17 protein-coding genes are annotated in these 25,006 nt (G+C 33.2%); 7 read left to right on the forward strand and 10 right to left on the reverse strand.

Annotated features, from left to right (window positions below):
* Positions 1 to 153: 153 nt before the first annotated feature.
* The 5 genes from DMB65_RS20960 to DMB65_RS20980 form a co-directional block, all read right to left on the reverse strand.
* On the reverse strand, positions 154 to 783 hold the full coding sequence (locus DMB65_RS20960) for a DsbA family oxidoreductase (protein ID WP_110308579.1): 630 nt from the start codon (positions 781 to 783) through the stop codon (positions 154 to 156).
* A gap of 235 nt (positions 784 to 1,018) precedes the next feature.
* Positions 1,019 to 2,137: a DNA polymerase III subunit beta gene (dnaN, locus tag DMB65_RS20965; RefSeq protein ID WP_110308580.1), complete on the reverse strand. Its 1,119-nt coding sequence runs from the start codon at positions 2,135 to 2,137 to the stop codon at positions 1,019 to 1,021.
* A gap of 106 nt (positions 2,138 to 2,243) precedes the next feature.
* Positions 2,244 to 3,929 carry a gliding motility-associated ABC transporter substrate-binding protein GldG gene (gene gldG / locus DMB65_RS20970; protein ID WP_110308581.1) on the reverse strand — a complete coding sequence of 562 codons (1,686 nt, stop codon included), beginning with the start codon at positions 3,927 to 3,929 and terminating at the stop codon, positions 2,244 to 2,246.
* Positions 3,929 to 4,654 carry a gliding motility-associated ABC transporter permease subunit GldF gene (gene gldF, locus DMB65_RS20975; RefSeq protein WP_110308582.1) on the reverse strand — a complete coding sequence of 242 codons (726 nt, stop codon included), beginning with the start codon at positions 4,652 to 4,654 and terminating at the stop codon, positions 3,929 to 3,931. Before gldF ends, gldG begins: the two co-directional genes overlap by 1 nt.
* Before the next feature lie 142 nt (positions 4,655 to 4,796).
* Positions 4,797 to 5,627, reverse strand: coding sequence for an SAM hydrolase/SAM-dependent halogenase family protein (locus tag DMB65_RS20980; RefSeq protein ID WP_110308583.1), 831 nt, complete (start codon positions 5,625 to 5,627; stop codon positions 4,797 to 4,799).
* A gap of 180 nt (positions 5,628 to 5,807) precedes the next feature.
* Here DMB65_RS20980 and DMB65_RS20985 point away from each other — a divergent pair, with 180 nt between their 5' ends.
* Entirely contained in the window at positions 5,808 to 6,755 is a 948-nt protein-coding gene (locus tag DMB65_RS20985) for a PhoH family protein (protein ID WP_110308584.1), read from the forward strand.
* A 245-nt stretch (positions 6,756 to 7,000) separates the two neighbouring features.
* Here the strand turns inward: DMB65_RS20985 and DMB65_RS20990 are convergent, their stop codons facing one another.
* Positions 7,001 to 8,944: a GDSL-type esterase/lipase family protein gene (locus DMB65_RS20990; protein ID WP_110308585.1), complete on the reverse strand. Its 1,944-nt coding sequence runs from the start codon at positions 8,942 to 8,944 to the stop codon at positions 7,001 to 7,003.
* A gap of 12 nt (positions 8,945 to 8,956) precedes the next feature.
* Positions 8,957 to 11,695: a pectinesterase family protein gene (locus DMB65_RS20995; RefSeq protein ID WP_110308586.1), complete on the reverse strand. Its 2,739-nt coding sequence runs from the start codon at positions 11,693 to 11,695 to the stop codon at positions 8,957 to 8,959.
* Between the two features lie 352 nt (positions 11,696 to 12,047).
* On the opposite strand from DMB65_RS20995, the gene DMB65_RS21000 reads away from it, so the two are divergent.
* From DMB65_RS21000 to DMB65_RS21020, 5 genes are all read left to right on the forward strand, one after another.
* A complete protein-coding gene (locus tag DMB65_RS21000) occupies positions 12,048 to 16,385 on the forward strand; it encodes a hybrid sensor histidine kinase/response regulator transcription factor (RefSeq protein ID WP_110308587.1) in 4,338 nt (1,445 codons plus the stop codon).
* A gap of 153 nt (positions 16,386 to 16,538) precedes the next feature.
* Positions 16,539 to 17,363, forward strand: coding sequence for a Cof-type HAD-IIB family hydrolase (locus DMB65_RS21005; protein ID WP_110308588.1), 825 nt, complete (start codon positions 16,539 to 16,541; stop codon positions 17,361 to 17,363).
* A 173-nt stretch (positions 17,364 to 17,536) separates the two neighbouring features.
* Entirely contained in the window at positions 17,537 to 18,493 is a 957-nt protein-coding gene (locus tag DMB65_RS21010) for a phosphoribosylaminoimidazolesuccinocarboxamide synthase (RefSeq protein ID WP_110308589.1), read from the forward strand.
* A gap of 30 nt (positions 18,494 to 18,523) precedes the next feature.
* On the forward strand, positions 18,524 to 19,669 hold the full coding sequence (locus DMB65_RS21015; RefSeq protein ID WP_110308590.1) for a glycoside hydrolase family 26 protein: 1,146 nt from the start codon (positions 18,524 to 18,526) through the stop codon (positions 19,667 to 19,669).
* 345 nt (positions 19,670 to 20,014) lie between these two features.
* Positions 20,015 to 20,401 carry an ankyrin repeat domain-containing protein gene (locus tag DMB65_RS21020; RefSeq protein ID WP_110308591.1) on the forward strand — a complete coding sequence of 129 codons (387 nt, stop codon included), beginning with the start codon at positions 20,015 to 20,017 and terminating at the stop codon, positions 20,399 to 20,401.
* 232 nt (positions 20,402 to 20,633) lie between these two features.
* Here DMB65_RS21020 and DMB65_RS21025 read toward each other — a convergent pair whose 3' ends face one another.
* Positions 20,634 to 21,722 carry a M42 family metallopeptidase gene (locus tag DMB65_RS21025; protein WP_110308592.1) on the reverse strand — a complete coding sequence of 363 codons (1,089 nt, stop codon included), beginning with the start codon at positions 21,720 to 21,722 and terminating at the stop codon, positions 20,634 to 20,636.
* Between the two features lie 81 nt (positions 21,723 to 21,803).
* On the opposite strand from DMB65_RS21025, the gene DMB65_RS21030 reads away from it, so the two are divergent.
* A complete protein-coding gene (locus tag DMB65_RS21030; RefSeq protein ID WP_110308593.1) occupies positions 21,804 to 22,481 on the forward strand; it encodes a DUF4294 domain-containing protein in 678 nt (225 codons plus the stop codon).
* Positions 22,482 to 22,657: 176 nt separating this feature from the next.
* On the opposite strand, the gene DMB65_RS22330 is transcribed toward DMB65_RS21030, so the two are convergent.
* Both DMB65_RS22330 and DMB65_RS21040 read right to left on the reverse strand, forming a co-directional pair.
* On the reverse strand, positions 22,658 to 23,287 hold the full coding sequence (locus DMB65_RS22330) for a response regulator (protein WP_110308594.1): 630 nt from the start codon (positions 23,285 to 23,287) through the stop codon (positions 22,658 to 22,660).
* Positions 23,284 to 24,642, reverse strand: a complete 1,359-nt coding sequence (locus tag DMB65_RS21040; RefSeq protein WP_110308595.1) for a sensor histidine kinase — start codon at positions 24,640 to 24,642, stop codon at positions 23,284 to 23,286. Before DMB65_RS21040 ends, DMB65_RS22330 begins: the two co-directional genes overlap by 4 nt.
* Positions 24,643 to 25,006: the final 364 nt, after the last annotated feature.

Raw genomic sequence — 25,006 nt, forward strand, 5'->3', positions numbered from 1 at the left:
AAAGCAAAAAATTGCAGTCTATAGCGGGAATAAGCTCCTGATTATTACAAATCCCTTGAATGATTCTTCTACTATATACTATATATACAAAAACAAAACCCGACAAGTTTCAAAAAACTGTCGGGGTGATATTAGATTAAATTAGATTACTTCTTATTTCCTAGCCTCATTAATTGTTTGCACAAAAGTCTCTACGGACTGAGCACCGGAAACAGCATATTTCCTGTCAAAAACAAAAAAAGGAACTCCTTGCACTCCAATTTCACGCGCTTCTTCAATTTCTGATTTTACATCATTTAAAAACAGTGTTTCATTTTCTAACACCTTCTGAATCTCTCTTGCTTGTAATCCACAATCCATTCCTAATGCTATCAACGTTGAAACATCATTTAAATCTTTTCCATCTGTAAAGTAAGCTTTAAAGAAAATTTCTTCCATTTCATTTCCTAACTTATTTTTTTTAGCTAAATGTACAATACGGTGCGCATTTAGTGAGTTTGAAATAACCGCTTTATCAAAATGATAATCTAAACCAACACTTTTTGCACGTTCTCTGACACCTTTATGCATTTCGATGGATTGCTCTACAGAAATTCTTTTTCGCTCAGCTAAAAATGTATAAACATCTTTTCCTGATTGTGGCTCAATGTTAGGGTCAAGTTGGAAACTTTTCCATTCAATTTCAAATTCATCATCTGGAAATTCAGCCAGTGCTGATTCTAATTGCCTTTTTCCGATATAACAAAACGGACACATAATATCCGACCAGATTTCTATTTTCATACTATAAATATAGATTTTTTTATTTGAGGGCTCAAACTATATATAAATGTATTTCCTATACAGAGGGAATACTAAAATAAAAAATAGTCTGAAAATAAAAAACCGCAAATCTTATTAAGAATTGCGGTTTCAAGGTATAAAAAATGGTTGGTTAATAGCGATATTTTTTTTTTACAATGATATATCTTTAATATTAAACTAAAAAATATCCCTGTAACAAAATCATACTTTGATGTTAACTATTTAACATCACAGGCATTACTAACATTGTAACGGTTTCACCTTCCTCTAAACCATCTACTGGCGTTAGAATTCCGGCTCTATTAGGCAACGACATTTCTAACATAATCATATCAGACTGCAAGTTAGTGAGCATTTCTGTTAGAAAACGTGAATTGAAACCAATTTGAAGATCATCTCCCTGATAATCACAAGTCAGTCTTTCCTCGGCTTTGTTTGAATAATCGATATCTTCAGCAGAAACATTTAATTCAGCTCCTGCAATTTTTAAACGGATTTGGTGCGTTGTTTTATTTGAGAAAATTGCCACACGTTTAACAGAACTTAAAAACAAAGAGCGGTCAATCATTAATCTGTTTGGATTCTCTTTTGGGATTACTGCTTCATAATTTGGATATTTCCCATCAATTAGACGGCACATCAAAATATAATTATCAAACGAGAAAGTTGCATTGGAGTCGTTATATTCAATTTTCACTTCGGCATCAGAACTTCCAAGTATACTTTTTAAGATATTCAAAGGTTTCTTGGGCATGATAAAATCTGCAACCTGAGAAGCTTTTACATCTGTACGTGCATATTTCACCAATTTATGTGCATCAGTAGCAACAAAAGTCAATCCTTCTGGTGAGAACTGAAAGAAAACCCCGGACATTACCGGGCGTAAGTCGTCGTTCCCTGCTGCGAAAATAGTTTTGCTTACGGCAGTTGCCAATACATCTGCAGGAACGAGTGTTATAGATGGGTCTTCAAGATTTACTGATTTTGGAAATTCTTCTCCGGCAGCATATGCCAGTGCATATTTCCCTGAATTAGAACTAATTTCAACTGTATTATTATCCTCAACTGTAAAAGTTAAAGGCTGCTCCGGAAACGTTTTTAAAATTTCAAGTAAAAGTTTTGCAGGCACAGCCACACTTCCTTTACTCTTAGAATCGATTGATAAGGTAGCTGACATTGTGGTTTCAAGATCTGACGCCGAAACTGTCAACTCATTATCGTTTAGTTCAAATAAAAAGTTATCTAAAATAGGTAACGTATTGTTACTGTTAATAACACTACCTAAAACTTGTAATTGCTTTAATAAGTACGAACTCGATACTATAAATTTCATCTGTTTTGTTTTATTTTTTTTATGTATTTATTGGTTTTTGCCCACCGGGATACATTTTACAAATATATCGTAAACAATCTTAGTTTTCCAATTTTTTTATTAACATCTATTTGCTGTATTTTCTTTTTCGAATATAGGTAAACAGAACTCCAAAAACCAATAAAATTAGAATTGGTAGTCCGATAGTTATGAATTGTGTCTGCGTATAGTTTTCGTAAACTTTCTCTTTATCTAACAACGGTAAATCTAAATCTTTGCTTCTAATGTTAATAAGTCCGTTATCATCTAATAAATAATTGATACAATTCATTATAAAATCTTTGTTGTCGTACAAATTTCCAGTACGCTGATCGTAGCCGAGTTCTACCGGCACCCTATTTTTGTCCAATTGATTTCGGGCTATATCCCCATCGGCTACAACAACCATTTTTGTTGATTTTCCATTTTCTAAAAATGATTTATCTTTGAAAGGTAAAATACGGTTTTCAAAAACGGAGTGAAAACTTCCTTCCAATAAAACAGAAAGCACTAAATTTCCTTTATTAAGATAGTCTTTTGGAGAAGTCTGCTCAGTAACAATTCCTAAATTAATTTCAGCAGGTGCTCCTATTTTTTTAGAATAAGGAGATGACTGTAATAAAACCGTTTTTTTTATTCCGTTTTTAAGTGTATCTATTGGGCTGGCAAAGTCAAATTTGATTCCGCCCAGGTTTTTTACAATCGAATGTTTGCTTTCTGGAGAAACAATCGGAGCAAATTTCCAAATAAAATCCTGATATTGTGTTGCGCTTCCTTGCTCGCCGGTCGCTAATTTTATTGGACTTCCTTGTTCATCTTTTACTAAATCAGGATTGATTCTGAATCCGTATTTAAAGAACATATCATTCAGATTCAAATCTCTTGGATATGCTAAAGTTGCTCCCGCCTGATTATACAAACTATCCATATCTGCCGAAACCTGATCGATTAACCATAAAGTTTTACCTCCATTCATGATAAATTGATCTAAAACTTGTTTTTCTTCGTCTGAAAAAGTTTCGGTTGGTTTTGCGATTATAGCTAAATCATATTTTTTTAATGCCTTTAGAGTTCCGGCAGGATCTTTTGCAACAGAATCTAATGTAAAAGGTCCAATATAATAGCTTTCTTTAATTTGTTGTAACATTTTGGCAACATGAATTTCGTTCATTTCGCCATTTCCTTTTATGAAAGCAACTTTCTTTTGTTTGTCTTTGGTGATTTTATTAATAGCATCTGCTATTGAATATTCTAAATGCTGAATAGAAGCTTTAACCTTTTGCTCAGTTCTGGCTCCCATTATATTTTTTAATAAAGGGATATTTATCTCTTTATTGTTGTAAACTGCAATTGCCCAGGGAAAAACCATTGCCTGAGATTGTTTCCCTTTATCATCAACAGTTATATTTATTGGGGTAAGTCCTTTTTGATACAATGACTTTATCAGCTCCATGCTTTCGTCTTCATTTTCCAACGGATTAACAAATTCAAAAACAATATTGGAATTATAAGCCTGAAATTCTTCCAGTAATTGTTTTGTTTCTTGCTGCAAACGTCTAAAATCGGCAGGCAAATCACCTTCCATATAAATCTTAACCGACAATGGATTTTTAATCTGTTTTACGATTTGCAAAGAAGTTTCAGACAACGTATATCTTTTGTCTTTGGTTAAGTCAAATCGGTAAAAAAATAAAGTTCCTAATACATTCAGAACAACTAAAACAAAAATAGTTATCCATAATGTTTTGATATTTATTTGAGTAGATGCTTTCATTAGGCTTTAAAAGATTTTAATTGATAAACTGTAAATGACAAAAACAGAACTGTAATACTTAAGAAGTAAATTACATCACGGGTGTCAATTACTCCCCTACTCATACTTTTAAAATGATCCTGCATACCCAAAGCTGGTATAAAACTAGAAAAACCCGGAATCAGAGATGCTAAACCTTCAAATCCAAAATAAAAGAAAAAACATAAAAAAACAGAAATGATAAAAGCTACAATTTGATTTTCGGAAAGTGTCGAAGTGAAAATTCCGATAGCTGAATAAGAAGCAATCAGAAATAGCAACCCAAAATAAGAACCAATCGTGCTTCCCATATCGATATTACCTTCTGGAAAACCTAAATTAGAAATTACTTTTACGTAGATAAATGTTGGTATAATTGCCAGAATGATCAAAAATAACGAGCCTAAAAACTTACCGTTTACAATTTCCCAAATTGACAATGGTTTAGTTAAAAGCAGTTCCAGTGTGCCTTGTTTTCTTTCATCAGAGAAACTTCTCATGGTAACGGCCGGGATTAGAAAAATCAGAATCCATGGAGCTAATGTAAAAAACGGAGTTAAGTCGGCATAGCCGGTATTCATAATATTATAATCCCCTTCAAAAACCCACAAAAACAGTCCGTTGCTGATTAAGAAAATAGCAATGACCAAATAGCCAATTGGAGAGCCAAAAAAGGATTTTATTTCCCGTAAAATGATTGATTTCATGTAAAACACTTATTCGTTTAATTGTTGATTTGTTTATCTGATTAACAGCGCGCAAAAATACCAAAATAGATTGTTCATTTCAGTAAAATTTTAATAATTCCAATTTGAAAGATTACATTAATAGAATTTATGATTTTAAACCTTAATTTAGAAATTGCACTGTAATCACATCCCGATAGTTTAGTCCCAGTAAGCTGTTTGCAGAACCTACTTTTGACGGATTGCTTCTAAAGATAGCGATTTCAAGAAAACCAGCTTCATTAAAAATAGCCAGTTTTTCGCCTTCATATGTTTTTATCGGATATTTGTCTGAGGTCGCGATAGCAGAATAATTAGGCAGAATCGTTTTAATATTTTTTGGTTTCATAACGATTTCATAAGAACGTCCTCTTGCGACCTCCGTAAATTGTCTTTTAGAAATATTAGTGACAACATTCCCAAAATGGTCGATGTAAATCACATATCCTTTTATTGAATTCCCATCGTTTGCTACAACAGGCTGCAATTCGGTTATTTGTTTGATTTCCTGAATTTCTTTTCCGATAACATTCAACAAACCTCCTTTTGCAATATGACATGCGACTTGTATGAAAATATCCAAATCACTTGATTCAACCGGAAAACGGTCGTGAACATTGATGGCTACAATTTTTTGTGGAATAATCTTCTGCGTAAGCATGCTTAAAATTCCGTTGTCGGCACAAATAAAGTAATGCCCATTCCATTCCATTGCAATATGCTGGTTTTCCTTATTGCGTTCAATATCTACGCCTATTAAGTGTACCGTTCCTTTTGGAAAACTTAAATAAGACGCTCCGATAACATAACTTGCTTCGGCAGTGTTGAATGGATCAATATCATGAGAGATATCAATAATTTGTACTTCCGGATATTCAGAAATTATTTTCCCCTTAAGCGAACCAACAAAGTGGTCTTTCAAGCCGTAATCGGTAGTAAGGGTAATTATTGACATATTTTTGTTTATAACTATTGATAGTATTTCAATCTAATTTTCATTAAATTTGAGAAATGCAAAGCTAATAATAGTAAAAACAAATTGAAAGAAAGAAAAGACAATTTGCCTTAAAGATATAAACATACCCGACAACAATAGGTTTACAAACAAATTTATTTTAATTTAAATTCACCTCATTTGAACGAAAGAATTATAGAGTTAATAGACATCGCTCCAAAAGATTTTTGGGGAGCTCAGGACAGCCATTTAGAAATACTTAAAAAGTACTACCCAAAGCTTAAAATCGTAGCACGAGGAACCACTTTGAAAGCATTTGGCGAAAAAGAAGTCTTAGATGAATTCGAAAAAAGATTTCAAAGACTTATGCTTCATTTTACCCGATATAACAATATTGACGATAATGTAATTGAACGTGTAATCATGAGTGATAAGGATGAAAAAAAATCATTAGATCACGACAAAATACTGGTTCATGGAGTTGGTGGTAAAATTATAAAAGCTATGACGCCTAATCAACAATTACTTGTTGATACTATCAAAAAAAATGATATGGTATTTGCTATTGGCCCTGCAGGAACCGGAAAAACCTATACGGGTGTTGCAATGGCCGTAAAAATGCTGAAAGATAAGGAAGTAAAAAGAATCATCCTGACACGTCCGGCGGTAGAAGCAGGCGAAAATCTCGGTTTTTTACCCGGAGATATGAAAGAGAAACTCGATCCTTACATGCAACCTCTTTATGATGCTTTGAGGGATATGCTACCAAACGAAAAGCTCGAAGATTATATTTTAAAAGGAATTATTCAGATTGCTCCACTAGCTTTTATGCGTGGACGTACACTTGATAATGCTTTTGTTATTCTTGATGAAGCGCAAAATACCACACACTCGCAAATGAAAATGTTTTTGACCCGTATGGGAAAAAATGCAAAATTCATGATTACAGGCGATCCGGGTCAAGTAGATTTGCCCAGAAGAACTATTTCCGGTCTAAAAGAAGCAATTCTGGTGCTCAAGGATATTGAAGGAATTGGAATTATTTATCTGGATGATAAGGATATTGTACGTCACAGACTGGTTAAAAAAGTTATTGATGCTTATAAACAGATTGAAAATCACGATTAAAATTTGCTTTTTAGTGAAATGTTAAATGAAAATTGTGAATTGTGTTTTGACATTTATTAATATTCGTTTTGTACTTTCTACAAAAATAAGTACAAAACGAATATTTTTTGAAGGAGTTTCTAATTCTATTTAATGTAGCCTTTTTTCTTACTTAAAATAGCCGAAAATCCATTGCAATTTAATAATTCTAATGACTTAGTTAAACATCATCAATTGTTTATGACCTTAGATGATTAGAACCATTTTTAAGGCACTAAAAACTTTATTGTTTTTGTAGCTTCTTTCGACTCTACTTTACCAATATAGATGCCTCTGTTTTTTGGAGATTCTATACTTGAGTCACTACTAATAATTGATGACTTAAGTACTTCTCTTCCTGTAAGATCATAAATTGTAATTTTGCTGTTTAAAGAGGCATTTTTTATCTTAATAAAACCATCTTCTACTATCCATTTTAATTTGTTTTCCGAAAACTGATCCACAGATAAGTTGGAAGCAGGCATTGCTATCCCATGAATCTTAACATCTGCAAGACATATTGTTTTCCCTGTAGATGCTGAACTATACCAAGGATATACACGAAGTTTTAAGGTTTTTCCATAAGGAATTTTAAGAACAGGTATTTTTGAAACAGCATACATCGTATTAGAGGTCATACTTGTAAATTCTCCCGCTACTGATGTAGTAGCAAAATCATCGGTAGAATAAGAAATACGGCATCTCATTCCGCTACCACCAGCACCGCCAACATACATGCTTATCAGATCAATATTTAATTCTGTTCCCTGAGCTGCAGAAATTCCAAACTGAATATAACGCGTTGAGACTTCATCAATCTCTCCTGCAGGCCAGGCACCGCCATCAATCAGGTTTCTTTGTGTTTTTCTTGTGGTATAAGCATTACTATCCACAGGCCATGTAGTCGTAGCGTTTGGTACGGCATATGACTGAACGTTCATACCTGAATGAGTTTGATCAACAACAGTAGCCGGCCCTTGCAACACTGGGGTATTATTTGTAATTAATGGCCATAAAAGATTCACTTCTGTCCCTCCGGTCAATGTAATAAAATTAGCTATCAGAGGAATTATTTTTGTCACGGTTCCGTTAGTTACGGTAAGTGTTCCAGATTGAGTTCCTCCCACAGATTGAGTTACTGAAATATAAAATTTAGTGAATGTAAGATTACCGCCTGTATAATTCATATCGATAGAAGAACCAAAAGTATCGGTCTTATTGGCGGCAATTAAGAAACCATCGCTTACAGAAAGGTTAAAGGTTCCAGCCGCAGGAACAAGATCAAAACCAGTTATTGTTACTTCTTTTGTAAGTGTCTGACCTGTATAGGCATCTCCAAAATCACATGCAGTAGGATTAATCAGAACATCTGTTGATGTATTGATATAAGAAGCTAAAATGTCTTGTTTTACCATTTCCTGCGCACACAAACGGGCAGTCAATGTTCCTAATAATGCCGTAGGGTGCGTAGAATCTGCCGATACATAAAGTTGTGCTGTGCTGGCAGCATCACCATAAGATTCTACTAAGGTTTTTGTTAGGGATGTTAAATCTATAATTTTTACTCCTTTTTCAATTGCAACTTCTTGCATAGCAAAAGCATAATCATAGGTGTGGTCTGTAGTAGGAAGGCTAAAACTTTCTCCCAAATCATGAAGACCACTGCGCTTGATGCTAGCACCATTAAAATATTTACGAACCAAAGATGTGGCCAAAATTGGGGTAGCATTCAAGGCGCGGGTTTCGTCAATATATTTTCTAAGATATTCTTTATAAGTTGTTTGTGGATTTGTGCCTCTATAATCTGTGCCGTTTATTGGGTTTGCTGCATCTGTACCACCATCAAGACCGCCGTTTTTTTCGTCATTATGAGCAAATTGAATTAGTACATAATCACCTGCTTTTATTTGTTGTTTTACGGTTGTCCAATAAGGCGCTTCCATATAAAAACTTTTGCTGCTGGCACCATTTTTTCCTCGATTATTAACCGTAACTCCTGAATTAAAAAACTGTTGAAACATCATCCCCCACCCTCTTATATCTGATGTATTGGGGTCATAAGTAGCCATGGTAGAGTCACCAATGGTATGTATTGTAATTTGTGCTTTGGCAGAAATGATACTGCAAAAAACAAAAGCGATTATAAATAATTTTGAAAGTATAGATTTCATTTTCTATTAATTTTAATTTTTAAAAACTTTTTTAGAGGCATATTTTCCATCCATTTTGTAACGAACAATGTAAACTCCTGTTTTTAGTGCATTCAAATTAATTTCTTTGACCGCTTTAGTCTGATAGATTTTTTGTCCCAAAAGATTGTAGACCTCTAATTCTTCAAAGTTTTTGTTTATATTTAAGATTCCGTTTGTTAAAAAAACTTTTTCTTCTAAACCTAAACTAGCAGAATTAACCGTTATAGATCCCGTACCTGTTAGCAAACCTGGATGTGTTGAAGCACTATAAGTTCCGTTTGCCAATTGTGTTCCGTTCAATGTAAATTTAGTAACAGTAACGGCTACATTTAATACCGCCGAAGCCGTGCCAGTTATATTCATATTTAATTCGTTTCCAGCACATTTTGCATGATTAAAAAGAGCTTTATTGTTTGATGCAAGGTTAATTATACCTTTTCCAAAAGCATTTTCAACGGTTCCATTAATTTGTGTTGAACCTCCTGCGGTTGTTGCTGGTATGGTTAAATCCCAAATTCCTGTAAAATTACTATTGTCTCCACCTAATTTCACCGTTCCAGAATTTATCACTCCACTCCTGTTATTATTTAGTTTTACTTTGTAACTACCCTTAAAAGTGCCTGGTAAATCCATGGTGCTACCTGCTACATTGGCACTACTCATAAATAAAGTAATATCGCCATTTAAAACAATAGGTGCTTTTAAATAAAAACCTGTGCCACTTGTAGCATAATTTATAGAGGTGCCTTGTTCCATAGTTACAGGGCCTTTACATTCTGCCAAAGTTGAGGTTGTTCTTAATAGAATATATTTGGCATTACTTAGAAACATATCTCCTTTAAAATTTGCTGCAATTGCTTCTATATAAGTTGCGTTTACATTCACTCTTTCGCCCAATTCTGGCAATAAAGCTGGCGAATAATGAGCTGGATTGTCCCAGTTTCTGTTGGCCGTTCCTCCCACAAAATTAAATTGGCTTGGTCTGCCTATGATTATTTTACCAGTACCGCTAATGGTTGCTGGATTGGTAGTTGCATCATATTGTCCCAATGTTTTCAAAACGCCATCAACATACCACTCACTTATAGTAATATCTTGATTCAAAACAATTGAGGCTGCTCCCTCTGTATAAAGAGCTGTTTTGGTTTGAATAGCATTGCTTACATCTATGGTTAGTTTTCCGGTTGTTTTAACGGTTATTTTTGTAGCATTACCCAGAGAATTTGCTATTTTGGCTTGCAATTCGCCTGCTTCAATACTCAAATTACCAGTGAATCCTGAATTATTACCATTCAATTGTACTATACCTGTACCTGTTTTGGTAATTTGATGCACACCGCTAGTAGCTGCTGTGATATTCAAATTACCCGAACTGTTTATGGTTACTATTCCTTTAGTTTTAATAGTCCCTGCTAATGATGCAGTAGTTGTAGATGAAATAGTAGCCTGATTGAGCGTAAGTAAGTTTGTTGTGCTATTGGCAGAAACATCAATAGATGCACCATTTTTTAAATTCAAATCTGCCAGAAAATTTCCGCCATTAGCATTAATGATAAAATTTCCATAAACATTTGCTGTTTCTGTGGTTGTAGGAACACCGTTCGGATTCCAGTTATCAGCCTCTAGCCAACCAGTATTAGCAGCACCTCCATCCCAATTATAAACTGTTACTGCTGGTGGTATCAGTGTTGGATTCCAATTATCGGCTCCTGCCAAAACTATATTTGGTTCGTACAAATTGGCTTCAGTCTGGTTTGCCATTGCTCTAAGCCCAACCCAATTGGCTCTTCCGCTCATATCTGCGCCTGCGCCTGTATTCATCCATTCGTATAATTTAAGATCTGCACTGGTGTCTGAATAAGCCATATTCCATTTGTCACCCCAACCTTGTGGGTGTATTTCTGCTGCCATAGTACAATATAGCCATGATACTTTTGGATATTCATGCCAAGGGCGTCCCAATCTAATTAGTTGTCCGTTATCACCAGCACTTGGGCTGTTGGCATTATAGGTTACATTACATTTATAAAAAACAAAACCATACGTTTGGGTAATTGTTGAAGATGGTGCTGTGATCCAACCTCCACCAAAGCTTCTAATTTCACATTCGTTAAAAAAACCAATACCACGACCATAAATATAATCTGTTCTTCCTTCAATTAGGCAAGATTTGAAATATGCACGTGCCGTTTCTGGACACCAAAAATAAATGGTATCTTGATAAGCAAGTATATCACAATTTATAAATACATTTCTATCTGCCCTCAAGGTTAGTGCTTGTGCCTGGCCTACATTTCCAGCTGTATTTTTTATGGTAATGTTTTCGGCCTTAAAATCATTTGCCATAATAGTAAGCGTTGCTGCGGTTGCTACTAAATCTGTATTGCTACTCCACAGTGCTACTTTGGCATCTGGGCATAAACCATCGCCACCATCATTGCAATTATTGATATCATAAGAAATAATTGTTTGATTTCTGCTTTCCCCAATAATAGTAAGATTGGTTTTGTTTGCCGGAACTAATAATTTTTCTTGATTATACAAACCATTTTTGATAAAAATAATAGTTGGAGTACCTGCAGGTGCGGCATTAATAGCGTCTTGTATTTTGGTAAAATTTCCTGTGCCGTTAATATCTACTACAATGTCGGGGATAAAGCTTTGTGCAGTAGATTGATTAATTGATAATAGTCCTATAATAAATAGGATAAAAAAGTCGAGTTTCTTCATAAAGGTTTTGGTTTAGTTAGTAAACAGATAATTGAAAGTAAAACGGAATAAATATTTATATTTACCCAACATAAAATAGAAATACCATATTTTTAATGCTAATTTTTTAATTAATCAACAATTATATCTTTTACCAAAATTATTTTAATAAAACAGTAATGGCTTTCAAATTTTGGTCATTTCGTTTCAAATTTTGGTCATTGTCGGTATTTAATAGTGTATAATTAATAAATTCAACCTTTTAATATGGTATTTTCGAATAATAACAAGAAAACGATTTCGCAAACAGGATACATTGATTTCTCTGATTCAGATTTTAAAATCTTCTTACCTACAAAAACAGAATTACTAAATGAATAAAGCTCTATTTTTTTACCTAACCTGCCTTTTATTTATAGCTTCGGAAAATAATTTGAAAGCTCAAATAAAATGCAAAATAGAAAATTACGCTACCGAAGATGGTCTTTCTCATGATGTCATCAGAGACATCATAAAAGGAAAAGATGGTTTTATGTGGTTTGCAACCTGGGACGGGATCAACCGATTTGACGGAAAAAACTTCATTACTTACAAAGCAACAGCCGGGGATCATAACAGTTTAGGCAATAATCGAATTGATTTAATTAAAGAGGATGCCTCCGGATATATCTGGCTAAAAGCATATGACGATCAAATTTACAGATTTGATAAAAAAACCGAATCCTTTCTTTCTGTTGCAAACATCATTAGGACAAATAAAACTGAATTTGATAACATCATCCCTGTCAGTAATGGAAATGTATGGCTGACCACAGTAAACAAAGGAATTTATTTAACACAAAAAATCAATAATGGACGAATTAAAATAACCCATTTCGAACAGCATTTAAAAAACAATTCTGCCATTGCTTCCAACAAGTTAAACTTTGTTTTTCCCGACAAAAACATGGTTTGGATTGGTTCTGACAAAGGAGTAGATGTAATAACTCAATCTGAAAATTTAAATTATACAAGCCAAAATGTAATACGAAACAATAATGTAACTACTTTTTTTGTGCAAAAAAACACGATTTGGTTTGGTACTCATGGTGGTGAATTAATTTGCTACAATAAAAGCCGTAAAGAGTACTGGAAAAAAACGATTAGCGAAAAAAGCATAAACTCAATACTAAAATCAAAAGATGAAGATGTATTGTTTTTAACTTCTTCTTCGGGTGAACTGATTCGTTTCAATACAGTAAATTTAAAGGCCGAATCAAGACTCAGGGTTGCAAATACCCCAATTCAAAAAGTGTATCAGGACAAGCGAGGACTGTTATGGATTGAACCTGACAAAAAAGGAGTTCTAATGGTTGATCCAAAAACAAAACGAGTTCAGCTTTTTTCGCAACAAGCAGAGGTTTCTATTCTTCAGCTCAAAAACAGTTTTGGCATTTTTGAAGACAATTTTAACAGAGTATGGGTAAAATTAAAAGGTGGTGGTTTTGGTTATTATAATCAAAAAACGAATTCTTTAGATTACTTTTTTAATAAACCCGGAGACCAAAACCAGAAATTTTCGAATATCATATCCAGCTCTTATTTTGACCGCTCCGGAATTCTCTGGATCAGTACTAATGATGGCGGGATAAATAAAATTATTCTTCAAAAGAATATCTTCAGGCAAAAACTTTTAGTCCCGAATGCAACCAATAAACTCGAAAATGAAATCAGAGCAGTTTATTCTGATAAGAGAAACAGATTATGGATTGCCTCAAAATCAGGTAAATTAAAAGTGTATCAGAATAATCAGGAACTAAAAAACGTATTACTGAATTTTAAAACTGAGGATATCGGGCTGATATATACTATTGTTGAGGATTCTAAAGGAAATATCTGGTTAGGCACGAAAGGAAAAGGTTTATACAAGGCAACGCCAGTTAATATCCAAAATTCTCAATATAAATTGCAGCAATTTAAAGCAGATAAAAGCAACCTTAAAAGTATCAGCAGCGATTTAATTTACTCGGTTTTAGAAGATAAAAAAGGACACATTTGGGTAGGGACTTTCGAACATGGAATAAATTTAGTAGAAGAAAACAATGGCGAACTAAGTTTTAAACATCAATTCCGTAATTATCCTTATGAAGAATCCAGCAAGGTCAGGTATCTGATGCAAGGTTATAAAGGTAAAATCTGGGTGGCAACAACAAACGGATTAGTAACTTTTGATCCGGCTAACTACAACACTGATCGGTTAAAATTTTCAAGATATACAAAAAATTCCATTGATAAATCGAGTTTGAACAGTAATGATGTTTTGTTTATGTTTAAAGATTCCGAAAACAGGATCTGGCTTTCAACAGCTGGTGGCGGACTTAATCTGGCAATTGAAAAAAATCATCGTTTAAAATTCCAAAACTTTACAAAAAGTAATGGCTTGCCAAGCGATTTTATCGTGAGCATGGCTGAAGATAATCAAAAAAACTTATGGCTGGCAACTGAAAATGGCATTTCAAAATTCAATTTACACAGCCATATTTTTAAAAACTATGATTCTTACGATGGTTTGCTCAAAACCAGATTTTCGGAGTCAGCAGGTTTAAAGCTTCAAAATGGTAATTTGATTTTTGGCTGTACCAATGGCTATTTAAATTTCGATCCAAAGAGAATCGAAAATCAAAAAGATACTGCAAAAATGGTATTTACCAATTTTGAAATCAACAATAAAATTTCAAATATAAAATCGGCTGAATGCCCTTTAAAATCAGATATAAATTATAATGAGAAAATCGAATTAGATTATCTTCATAACACCGTTAGTATTTACTACACCGTTTTAGACTATAAATCAAATAACAAACAAGTATATGCCTACAGGCTAAAAGGGCTCGACGAAACCTGGCATCCGGTAAGAAACCAGAAAAAAGCAACATTTACCAATTTAGATCCGGGAAATTATGAGTTTGAAGTAAAATGTTTAAATACCGATTTATACACTAGCATACCTTATAAAAAACTTTCTTTTACCATTTCTCCTCCATTTTGGAAAACCAATTGGGCTTATTTAGTATATGTAGTTTTGATTCTTTTTATACTGGAAATTTCAAGGAGAATTGCCTATTCAATGATTCGATTAAGAAATAAGATTATCGTAGAGCAAAAAATGACTGAACTCAAATTAAGCTTTTTTACCAATATTTCTCATGAATTAAGAACACCGCTTACGCTGATAGTAAATCCCGTAGAAGAAATTGCTAAAAATGAAAAACTTAGTCCTTTGGGCAAGGACTATATAGAAACAGTTAGAAAAAACACGAATCGATTGGTGCGGTTTGTAAATCAGTTGCTTGATTTTAGGAAAGTTCAAAGCGGTAATGAAAAACTATACATTGAAACTATAGAACTTATAGCATTTGTAAATGAAATTATTTCTTTGTTTTTGCAGGCAGCACAAGAAAAAAACATCAAAATCAAAACTTATTCCGATTCTGAAACGCTTATCGTAAATCTCGACAGAGCAAAAATGGATATTGTAATTTACAATTTGTTATCGAATGCAATTAAATTCTCTCCTGATAATACAACCATTACAGTTGATTTAAAAGTCGAAAATAACATCCTCAAAATTACTGTTATTGATCAGGGTACTGGTGTAGAAGAAAATAAACTTGAGGATATATTTAAACTTTACTATGAAACAGATACCGGCAAAAGTAAAAATGTAGGTACCGGAATTGGGCTTGCACTCTGCAAAGAATATATACAACTGCATCAGGGTGTTATTTATGCCTTTAATAATGATAATAAAGGCCTTACAGTTTCGATAGAAATAGATTTAACCAGTAAGATTCTTCAAAAAAACACAGATGAAGCAAACATTCCAGAAATAAAAACAGTAGCAGAAATTATTCATACGCAAGAACAGGAAATTCAGGCATTAAAAAAAGATCCTAACATACCAGTTGTTTTAATTGTCGAGGATAACCATGAATTAAGGAAATTTCTAAAAAGTCAGCTACAGCGTTTTTATCAAATTTTAGAAGCCGAAAATGGAAAACAAGGTTTGCTTATTGCTATTAATAAACTTCCCGATGTGATAATAAGTGACATAATGATGCCCGAAATGGACGGTATTGAATTATTGGATACTCTTAAAAACACAATAGAAACCAGCCATATCCCGGTCATTTTGCTAACAGCAAAATCATCTGTAGAAAGTAAAATTGAAGGCTTGAATTATGGCGCAGATTATTATATTACAAAACCTTTTGATACTGATTTTCTAAAAGCTTCCGTCGAAAATCTAATAAAATTCAGAAAGAAATTTTTTGATCGTTTACAAAATAATGCAAAAGCAATTTCCTTAAATCCCGGCGAAATAGTCATTACAAGCAAAGATGAGCAGTTTTTAAAAGAGATTATATCTTTGGTAGAAACCAGTCTTAATGATCCTAAATTCAATATTGATGTTATCGCAAATACATTAAATATGTCAAGAGTAACCTTCAATAGAAAATTTAAAAGCCTTACCAATATAACTCCTGTAGAATTTGTCAGCGAGATGCGCCTAAAAAGAGCCAGACAATACCTCGATGCAGGAGAAACAGACATCGCTAATGTTGCTTATAAAGCCGGATTTAATGGTGCTGGATATTTTAGTACCTGCTTTAAAGAATATTACAAAATATCCCCTTCAGCGTATTTAAAGCAAAAAAAGAGTGAAAAGTAATATGTTAAGAAGGAGTATCATCAAGGTGTTTAGATATGTTAATAGTTAAATAAATAATAAACTTCCCTTAATTCTGATCCCGAATTCATTCAAACTTTGCTCAACCGGGCCTAAAGGCGTAAATTTGTATTTCCTAAATATTTGATTATTAATATGGCAAAGCTTAAAAATATAAAAGTTGTGGTAAGTGACTTAGATGGAACCTTGCTCAACCCTCAACACCAAATTTCAGATTATACCAAATCCATTTTTCAGGAACTTCACAACCAAGGTTATCTTATTGTTGTAGCAACAGGCCGGCATCACCTTGATGCCATGGCTATTATCGAAACACTTGAAGTACCCGTTTATTTAGTGAGTTCAAACGGAGCCCGAATCCATTCTCCGGAAAAAGAACAGTTGTTTTCCTTTAATTTAGACAGTGACGTCGTCAAAGCAGCTTTAAATGTTGAAATTGATCCTGAAATTACAGTAGTTTTATTTAAAGAGAATGTCTGGCAGACCAATAAAATGAGTGAAAAACTAAATGCTTTTCAGGCAAAACTGAGATATCATCCTGAATTGGTTGATTATAAAACCCTGGAAGATTTTGATGCTATTAAAATCTTCTTCTCATGCGATAACCATGAAAAACTAGTTCAATTAAAAGATGCTGTTCTGGAAAAATCTTCAGAACATTTGCATCATGCCTTTAGCCTACCCACCTGTCTTGAATTTATGGATAAATCGATAGATAAGGCAGTAGCAATTGAAAGGGTACTGGAAAGAAAAGGCTTTAGTTTAAAAGAAGCTGTTTCGTTTGGGGACGGATTCAACGATGTTCAGATGTTATCAGCCTCAGGAAAAGGATTGATAATGGAAAATGCCCCTGCATTATTAAAGGAAACATTACCTGATTTAGAAATTATTAAAACCAATGCCGAGGACGGTGTTGCTCAATATATTGCTTCAAAAATACTTGATAAAGAATTGGCGTAAGCTAATGTATCAAATTTAAATCTCTAAATCCCTGATACACTCGCTTAGGGGATTTTTTTTCAAATTTTAAAATGCATTTTAATCAAATTTCTAATTTATCTACTCCGTTTGATGGTGCAACTATGTGAAATAATTTTAAATTTGCATTTATAAAAAACACACAACTAAGGAAAATGAGTAATACAATCACAACCACAAATTTTAATTTCCCGAACCAGAAATCAGTTTACCGCGGAAAAGTTAGAGAAGTTTACAATATCAACGACGAACTTTTGGTGATGGTGGCTACTGACAGACTTTCGGCATTTGATGTGGTTTTACCAAAAGGAATTCCGTACAAAGGGCAAATCCTGAATCAGATTGCGACAAAATTTATGGAACTGACAGAAGACATTGTTCCTAACTGGTTAATTGCTACTCCGGATCCTAATGTGGCTATAGGGCATTTGTGCGAGCCTTTTAAAGTTGAAATGGTGATACGTGGCTATCTTTCCGGGCATGCTGCAAGAGAATATGCTGCCGGAAGAAGACAAATTTGCGGAGTTACAATGGCTGAAGGCTTAAAAGAAAATGATAAATTTCCTGAGCCCATTATTACACCAACTACAAAGGCTGACAATGGTTCTCATGACGAAGATATTTCTCGTGAAGATATCCTATCAAAAGGAATTGTTACTGAAGAAGATTATATCGTTTTAGAAAAATACACTCGAGATTTATTCCAAAGAGGTACTGAAATTGCAGCAGAGCGCGGTCTGATTTTAGTGGATACCAAATACGAATTTGGAAAGACAAAAGACGGTGTTATTGTTTTGATTGACGAAATTCACACACCGGATTCTTCCCGTTATTTTTATGCCGATGGGTATCAGGACAGACAAGACAAAGGCGAAGAGCAAAAACAACTATCAAAAGAGTTTGTTCGTCGCTGGTTGATTGAAAATGGTTTTCAGGGTCAGGAAGGTCAGCAGATTCCGGAGATGACAACTGCTTATATCGAATCGGTTTCAGAGCGATATATTGAGTTATATGAAAATATTTTAGGAGAAAAATTCGTTAAAGCCGATATTGACAATATTGACAAACGTATTGAAAAAAACGTATTAGATTATCTTGATTCTAAAGAGTAATTTTCGGGTTTAAACTCACTATTTAAACCTATGAACATTATTACAAATAAAAAATATGCCTTGTTATCTGTATTTATGATAACAGGGCATTTTCTTTTTGCCCAAATTGATTCAAATGCAACAAAAGAAACCAAGAACTTATACAACAATTTAAAAGTAATTTCAAAAGAGCATATTTTATTTGGTCATCAGCATGCGCTGGAATATGGACATGGATGGTTCAATGAATCTGGCAGGTCAGATGTAAAATCAGTTACCGGTTCGCATCCTGCAGTCGTTGGAATTGATTTCAGTGGTTTTTCCGGACAAGCACAAGAAAAAATTGAAAATGAAAAAGAAAGGCTGAAAAAAAATGTAATTGATACTTATGAACGCGGCGGTATTACTACAGTTTCCTGGCATTTGAATAATCCTGCTTCTGGTGGAGGATTTTATTGGAAAGATTCTGTTTCTATTGCTGCTATGTCCCTGATTAAAGAGGGCGGCTCACATCACGAACAATATAAGGAAATCTTAAAAACTATTGCTGATTTTGCTTATTCGGTTAAAACAAAAGACGGAAAATTGGTTCCTATGATTTTCAGACCTTTTCATGAGTTTGACGGAGACTGGTTCTGGTGGGGAAAAAAATATACCTCTAGAGAGGATTTTATAGCTGTATGGCAATTTACAGTTTCCTACTTACGGGATACTTTGGGTGTTCATAATTTTATTTATGCATTTTCACCAGATAATAGATTTAATTCTGAAGAAGAATATTTAGAACGTTATCCCGGCGATGACCATGTTGATCTTTTTGGGATGGACGATTATGGAGATTTTGGAAGAGAAGGGAAATATGATCTCGAAGCAGCAAAAAAGAAACTCAAAATATTTTCTGACATTGCTATAAAAAAGAACAAATTAGCTGCCTTAACAGAAACAGGTTTAGAATCGATTCCGAATGCGACCTGGTGGACAGAAACTTTGCTTAAAACTTTACAAACTGAGAAGTTAGAATTAGCTTATGTTTTGGTTTGGCGTAATGATGCAACAAGTGCAACACATTTTTACGCTCCGTTTCCCGGACAAACCAGCGTTCCTGATTTTATTAAATTTTATGAGGATCCTTATACCTTGTTTGAAAAGGATCTCAAAAATATTTATCACAGTAAATTTAAGTTAAAAAATAATTAATTCAACCGCTTTCATTCTATACACTATAATTAGCTATCAATCTAATTGCAGATTATCATGATTGGCCAATGCCAGTGACTACTCGTGCTATTTTCTAATCGTTATTTTGATGAATACAGCAAAATAACTGCTGTTTTTATATAATTTTCGTCAATTCTGTAACATACGATTATTTTTTGCGTCTATATTGACAGCACATAATTTAACCACACTAGTTAAATTAATTAAGATGTTAATAAATAGTTAAAACATAGTACCTTGTAATACATAATACGAAAATAAAAGTACATTTGTACAGAATTTAAAAATCATCAAAATCAATCAATTAACAAACAATCAATTATCATGAAAAAAACAGTAATTTATTTAGGACTGGCATTAGTAGCATTTACAAATGTTTCAATGGCTTCGAATCACAAACCATTAGCTAAAGAAAACTATTTTGAGTTTTCAACATTTTACAGAACCCCATTAACAGTTGCAGTAGGTAAAGGCGATATAGAAATTGTTAAAAAATTTATCGAATATGGTGCAGATGTAAATCAAAAATCAGAAGACGACATGACACCTTTAATGATTGCAGCCCGTTATAACAGAGTTGAAATCATGAAAATTTTATTAGCCAATGGCGCGCGTCCGAATGATAAAAATGAAAGAGGATTTACAGCTTTAAAATATGCACAATTATCAAATGCTACAGATGCAATTGCTATTTTAAAAGAATTAAAATAAGGGTTTAAAACTAAAAATTTTTAAAGAGTTTGAGTTAGTAATAAAACGACCTTCCTGAACCGAAGGTCGTTTTTATTTTTGATTGTCTTTTAGCCCCGATGGTACTGGCATCCTTTTATGGCGGGGTTCGCCATAAAAGATATAAGGGACAGCGGGATCAGCTCCTGAAAATTCATCTGCTACTTTAGAACCTGTTTAGATTTATATTGAAATCTCTTGAAATTATCAATATTTATTTGAAATAAGAAAAAGTTTCATTGTTTTCGATTTTTAGTAATGATTGATAAATCAGCTGAATCACATTTTCAACATCTTGTTTATGAACCATTTCTACAGTCGTGTGCATATAACGCAACGGCAACGAGATTAATGCTGATGCAACACCACCATTGCTGTATGCGAATGCATCTGTATCCGTTCCTGTAGCTCTTGAGGTAGCATGTCTCTGAAACGGAATTTTGTTTTCTTCTGCTGTGTCTACAATTAAATCACGTAAATTATTTTGAACTGCCGGAGCATAGGCAATCACAGGGCCTTTACCCATTTTAAGATCACCTTCGACCTTTTTATCAATCATTGGAGTGGTTGTATCGTGGCAAACATCAGTAATAATGGCAACATTTGGTTTAATGGTTTGCGCAATCATTTCAGCCCCACGCAGACCAATTTCCTCCTGAACAGAGTTTACGATATATAATCCAAACGGTAGCCTTTTGTTATTTTCTTTCAGTAAACGGGCAACTTCGGCAATCATAAAACCGCCCATTCTGTTATCAATTGCGCGACAAACGAATTTATTTTCGTTTAAAATCATAAATTCATCCGGATACGTTATGACACAGCCAACGTGAACTCCCATTTCTAAAACCTGTTCTTTGGTCTCACAGCCTAAATCAATAAAAATATTGCTTAATTTCGGAATCTCTTCCTTATCCCTTAAACGTGTGTGAATCGCCGGCCATCCAAAGACGCCTTTTACAATTCCTTTTTTAGTATGGATATTTACTCTTTTTGATGGAGCTATCTGGTGATCTGAACCTCCATTACGTATCACATATAGTAAACCATCATCAGTAATATAATTTACATACCATGAAATTTCATCAGCATGCCCTTCAATGACAACTTTAAAAGGAGCATCAGGATTGATAACTCCAACCGCAGTTCCATACGTATCTGTAATAAAGGTATCCACATAAGGCTTTAAATAGTCCATCCAGAGTTTTTGTCCTTCGCTTTCATAACCGGTCGGTGAAGCGTTATTTAGGTAGCTTTCTAGGAAAGCAATTGAGGTATCTTTTAAGATAGATTCTGTACTCATATTTTTTTTTTTTGCTAATTTATAAATTTGGTATTACAGTTGTGTATATAATGTATAATTTTACACTTAAATATATATTCTATGAGATTTACAACTTGTATTTTATTTTTCCTTTTAGTTTCTTTTGCAGCTAAAGCTCAGATTACGCCCAAAGAAACAGAAATGGGCTACTCACTCACTGAAAATGATTCGATTTTGGGTGATACTATTCAATTACCTGAAATCCTTATCTCAAAGGGAGAACTGGATCCGGAAGCCAAAAAGCAGTTTTTGATTCTTCAAAACAGGGTTTACAAAGTCTATCCTTATGCAAAATTAGCTGCAGACCGCTTAACAGCCTTAAACAATGGTATGGCTCGTTTAAAAACCAGTCGCGAAAAGAAAAAATATTTTAAAATTGTAGAAGATTATCTTAATAATGAGTTCGAGGCCAGACTAAAAAAGCTTTCTCGAAAACAAGGACAAATTTTGGTAAAACTCATTCATAGACAAACAGGAATAACGACATATGAATTGGTAAAAACGTTAAAAAGCGGCTTTAAGGCCTTTGTATCAAACGCAACTGCCAATATGTTTGACATTAGTTTGAAAAGGGAATACCAGCCTTTTGAAGTCAATGAAGATTATCTGATAGAAACTATTCTCGTCCGGGCATTTGAGTCTGGCAGATTATCCTATCAAAAACCTTCAAATCCTATTAATTATGATACGCTTGAAACACATTGGGAACAAAAAGCGGAAGAGCTTAATAAGAAGTAAGCTTTTAAAAAGGTACATTCATAACAATATAAGTTATTGTTTTTTCAATAAAACAGAGATTACATCCCAAAAAAAATATTAGTGTGGCCCTAAATGGATTGGAGCCACACTAATATTGAGTTCTTTATTATGAAAATTAAGTTTAAATTTGTTTCTATTTAGAATGCGTTTTTGTTTTATACCAATCCTTTTTCTAATGCAACTCTAACCAGTCCGGCAGAATTTCTGACTCCTAATTTTTGTATTAAATTACTTCTATGAGAATCTACAGTCTTTGCGCTTATAAATAATTTCACTGCTATTTCCTCAGTGGTAAATTCTTGAATAATTAACTGCAGAATCTCTTTTTCCCTTTGGGTTAATTTTGGAATAAAAGAAGACGTCTGGTTTATACCAATCGAGTCATTTAGTAAAATATCCTGGATGTGTTTAGGTAAATAGCGATTTCCATTAGCGACCTCTTTTATGGCTTCTATAAGTTCTTTTTTACTGGTGTTTTTTAACAAATAGCCCATCGCACCATTCTTTAAAATTTGTTTTATAAAAATACTGTCCTCAAAATTAGTCAGGGCAATTATCTTTAAATCAGGGTGCTTTTTTAGCAAGTCTTTACAAGCATTTATACCATTTCCGTCAGGTAAATTAATATCTAACAACAATACATTTATAGAGGAGTTGATACTTTCTATAGTATCTTTGATGTTTTCAAATGACTGCTGTAACTGTATTTCTTTATTCGAATAAAGCATCGTTTTAATTCCTTCAATTACAATGGGATGGTCGTCAGTGATAGCAATTGGAATCATTTTATTTTATTTAAATTGATGGAAATGGTATAAGAGCTGCCTGAAGCGGAACTATCTATGTCTAATTGAGCATTTAAAAAAGCAATTCTGGTGTTGATGTTTTTTAATCCAATTCCATTTGAAACCGCACTTTTATCAAAACCAATTCCGTTATCTTCTACGGTTATAAAAAGTTCATCCTCTCTGTAATTGAATTGAATCATTGCTTCTGTAGCTTTGGAATGTTTTAGAATATTAGTTACTAATTCCTGAATAATTCTATACACAACTGTTTCATTTTTCTTGGATAAAGCGATGTAATCGCCATAGGTCTGAAAATCAATTTTGAAATTATCTGAACTTTTAATTTTAATGCAATATTCGCCAATACTTTCGATTAATCCATATTCTAAAATAGACGAAGGCATTAAATTATGTGAAATACTGCGTACTTGCGCACAGGATTCATCTATCATATTGATGACTTTATTCAAATTTTCAGTATCAATAACACTTAAACCCGATTCTTCAAGTGTTGACAAATGGTATTTTATGGCAGATAAATCACTGTTTAGACCATCGTGAAGTTCTTGTGCGATTCGTTTTCGTTCTTTGTCTTCTCCATCAATCAAGGCTTCTAATGTGGCTATTTCCTGGTTTTGTTTATCAATTTCTAATTGTGAATTGACTTTTTTTAATTCATCATTTGTCAATATGGTTTTGTAGGCAAGACCTAATGCAAAGCAAAAATTTTCGAGTATTATTCCGATTGAAAAATAAAGTATCGAATTGGGTGCTAATTTTAATACGGTAATGTAAAAAGAAAATAGTGCAAAAAAGATGTAAATACTCAAACCAATTAAATACCAATACTTATGCTTTCCAGAATATTTTAATGCTTTTGGTACAGCATATAAACATAAAATTAAAACAGATGGCAGGTACAAATAATAAAAAAAAGTAAAGAATATTTGGAACTTGTTTAATTGAAACGTGATGAAAAACAATATCGTGAAGAAAATAAATAAAAATAATAATATTTTTATAACTCTATTGGAAACAACAGGAGTGTGTTTTTCTAAATCAAGAAAATAAATTGAAAAAATGAAATAAAAATTATAAAAGAGAACTTGTAAGTACCAATTGAAAAAACCTGAAAAACGGAGTGCATCAACAGGATTAAAAAGCAGTTTAAGATTTTCAAGGTATAAATGATACAGGTATTCATTTTTTGTAAAAAGATATATAATGATTGTAAAAAGATACATTCCATAAAATTTAAAACTTTTTTCGACGTTGTAAATAGACATAAAAATGCTTAACACCAAAAAAAGGATCAAATAAGATATGGTGCAATTCCACATAAATTCATACATATAGACTCACTGTTACTTTAAAAGAATTAAAGAAAATGGTTTGTAAGTTAGGAGTAGTTTTTCTATTTGCATCATTTTACTTTATTTAAATCAATAGAAATAGTATAAGATATTCCGGCAGACGAACTCGCAACATCCATATTTGGATTCAAAAACACTATTCTGTTTTTGATGTTTTTATATTTAGAAACTCTATATTTTAATTATGAAAACATTAGATCAAATTGTAAAAGAAGCTAAAACTGTTTTTTTAGAAAAAAACAGTTAAACAAAATTGTTGGTGGCACATCATCAACTATTGATGAGACGGCAAAAAAAGCTATTTTGGCTATTCGTTAACAGTCATACAAATTCCATTATTATT

This window comes from Flavobacterium cheongpyeongense (genome assembly GCF_003202435.1).
GTDB classification, from domain to species: domain Bacteria; phylum Bacteroidota; class Bacteroidia; order Flavobacteriales; family Flavobacteriaceae; genus Flavobacterium; species Flavobacterium cheongpyeongense.

Coding starts and splice junctions, on each gene's coding strand:
- DMB65_RS20960 (WP_110308579.1), bottom strand. CDS start 783: ATGAAAATAGAAATCTGGTCGGATATTATGTGTCCGTTTTGTTATATC.
- dnaN (WP_110308580.1), bottom strand. CDS start 2,137: ATGAAATTTATAGTATCGAGTTCGTACTTATTAAAGCAATTACAAGTT.
- gldG (WP_110308581.1), bottom strand. CDS start 3,929: ATGAAAGCATCTACTCAAATAAATATCAAAACATTATGGATAACTATT.
- gldF (WP_110308582.1), bottom strand. CDS start 4,654: ATGAAATCAATCATTTTACGGGAAATAAAATCCTTTTTTGGCTCTCCA.
- DMB65_RS20980 (WP_110308583.1), bottom strand. CDS start 5,627: ATGTCAATAATTACCCTTACTACCGATTACGGCTTGAAAGACCACTTT.
- DMB65_RS20990 (WP_110308585.1), bottom strand. CDS start 8,944: ATGAAATCTATACTTTCAAAATTATTTATAATCGCTTTTGTTTTTTGC.
- DMB65_RS20995 (WP_110308586.1), bottom strand. CDS start 11,695: ATGAAGAAACTCGACTTTTTTATCCTATTTATTATAGGACTATTATCA.
- DMB65_RS21000 (WP_110308587.1), top strand. CDS start 12,048: ATGAATAAAGCTCTATTTTTTTACCTAACCTGCCTTTTATTTATAGCT.
- DMB65_RS21005 (WP_110308588.1), top strand. CDS start 16,539: ATGGCAAAGCTTAAAAATATAAAAGTTGTGGTAAGTGACTTAGATGGA.
- DMB65_RS21010 (WP_110308589.1), top strand. CDS start 17,537: ATGAGTAATACAATCACAACCACAAATTTTAATTTCCCGAACCAGAAA.
- DMB65_RS21015 (WP_110308590.1), top strand. CDS start 18,524: ATGAACATTATTACAAATAAAAAATATGCCTTGTTATCTGTATTTATG.
- DMB65_RS21020 (WP_110308591.1), top strand. CDS start 20,015: ATGAAAAAAACAGTAATTTATTTAGGACTGGCATTAGTAGCATTTACA.
- DMB65_RS21025 (WP_110308592.1), bottom strand. CDS start 21,722: ATGAGTACAGAATCTATCTTAAAAGATACCTCAATTGCTTTCCTAGAA.
- DMB65_RS21030 (WP_110308593.1), top strand. CDS start 21,804: ATGAGATTTACAACTTGTATTTTATTTTTCCTTTTAGTTTCTTTTGCA.
- DMB65_RS22330 (WP_110308594.1), bottom strand. CDS start 23,287: ATGATTCCAATTGCTATCACTGACGACCATCCCATTGTAATTGAAGGA.
- DMB65_RS21040 (WP_110308595.1), bottom strand. CDS start 24,642: ATGTATGAATTTATGTGGAATTGCACCATATCTTATTTGATCCTTTTT.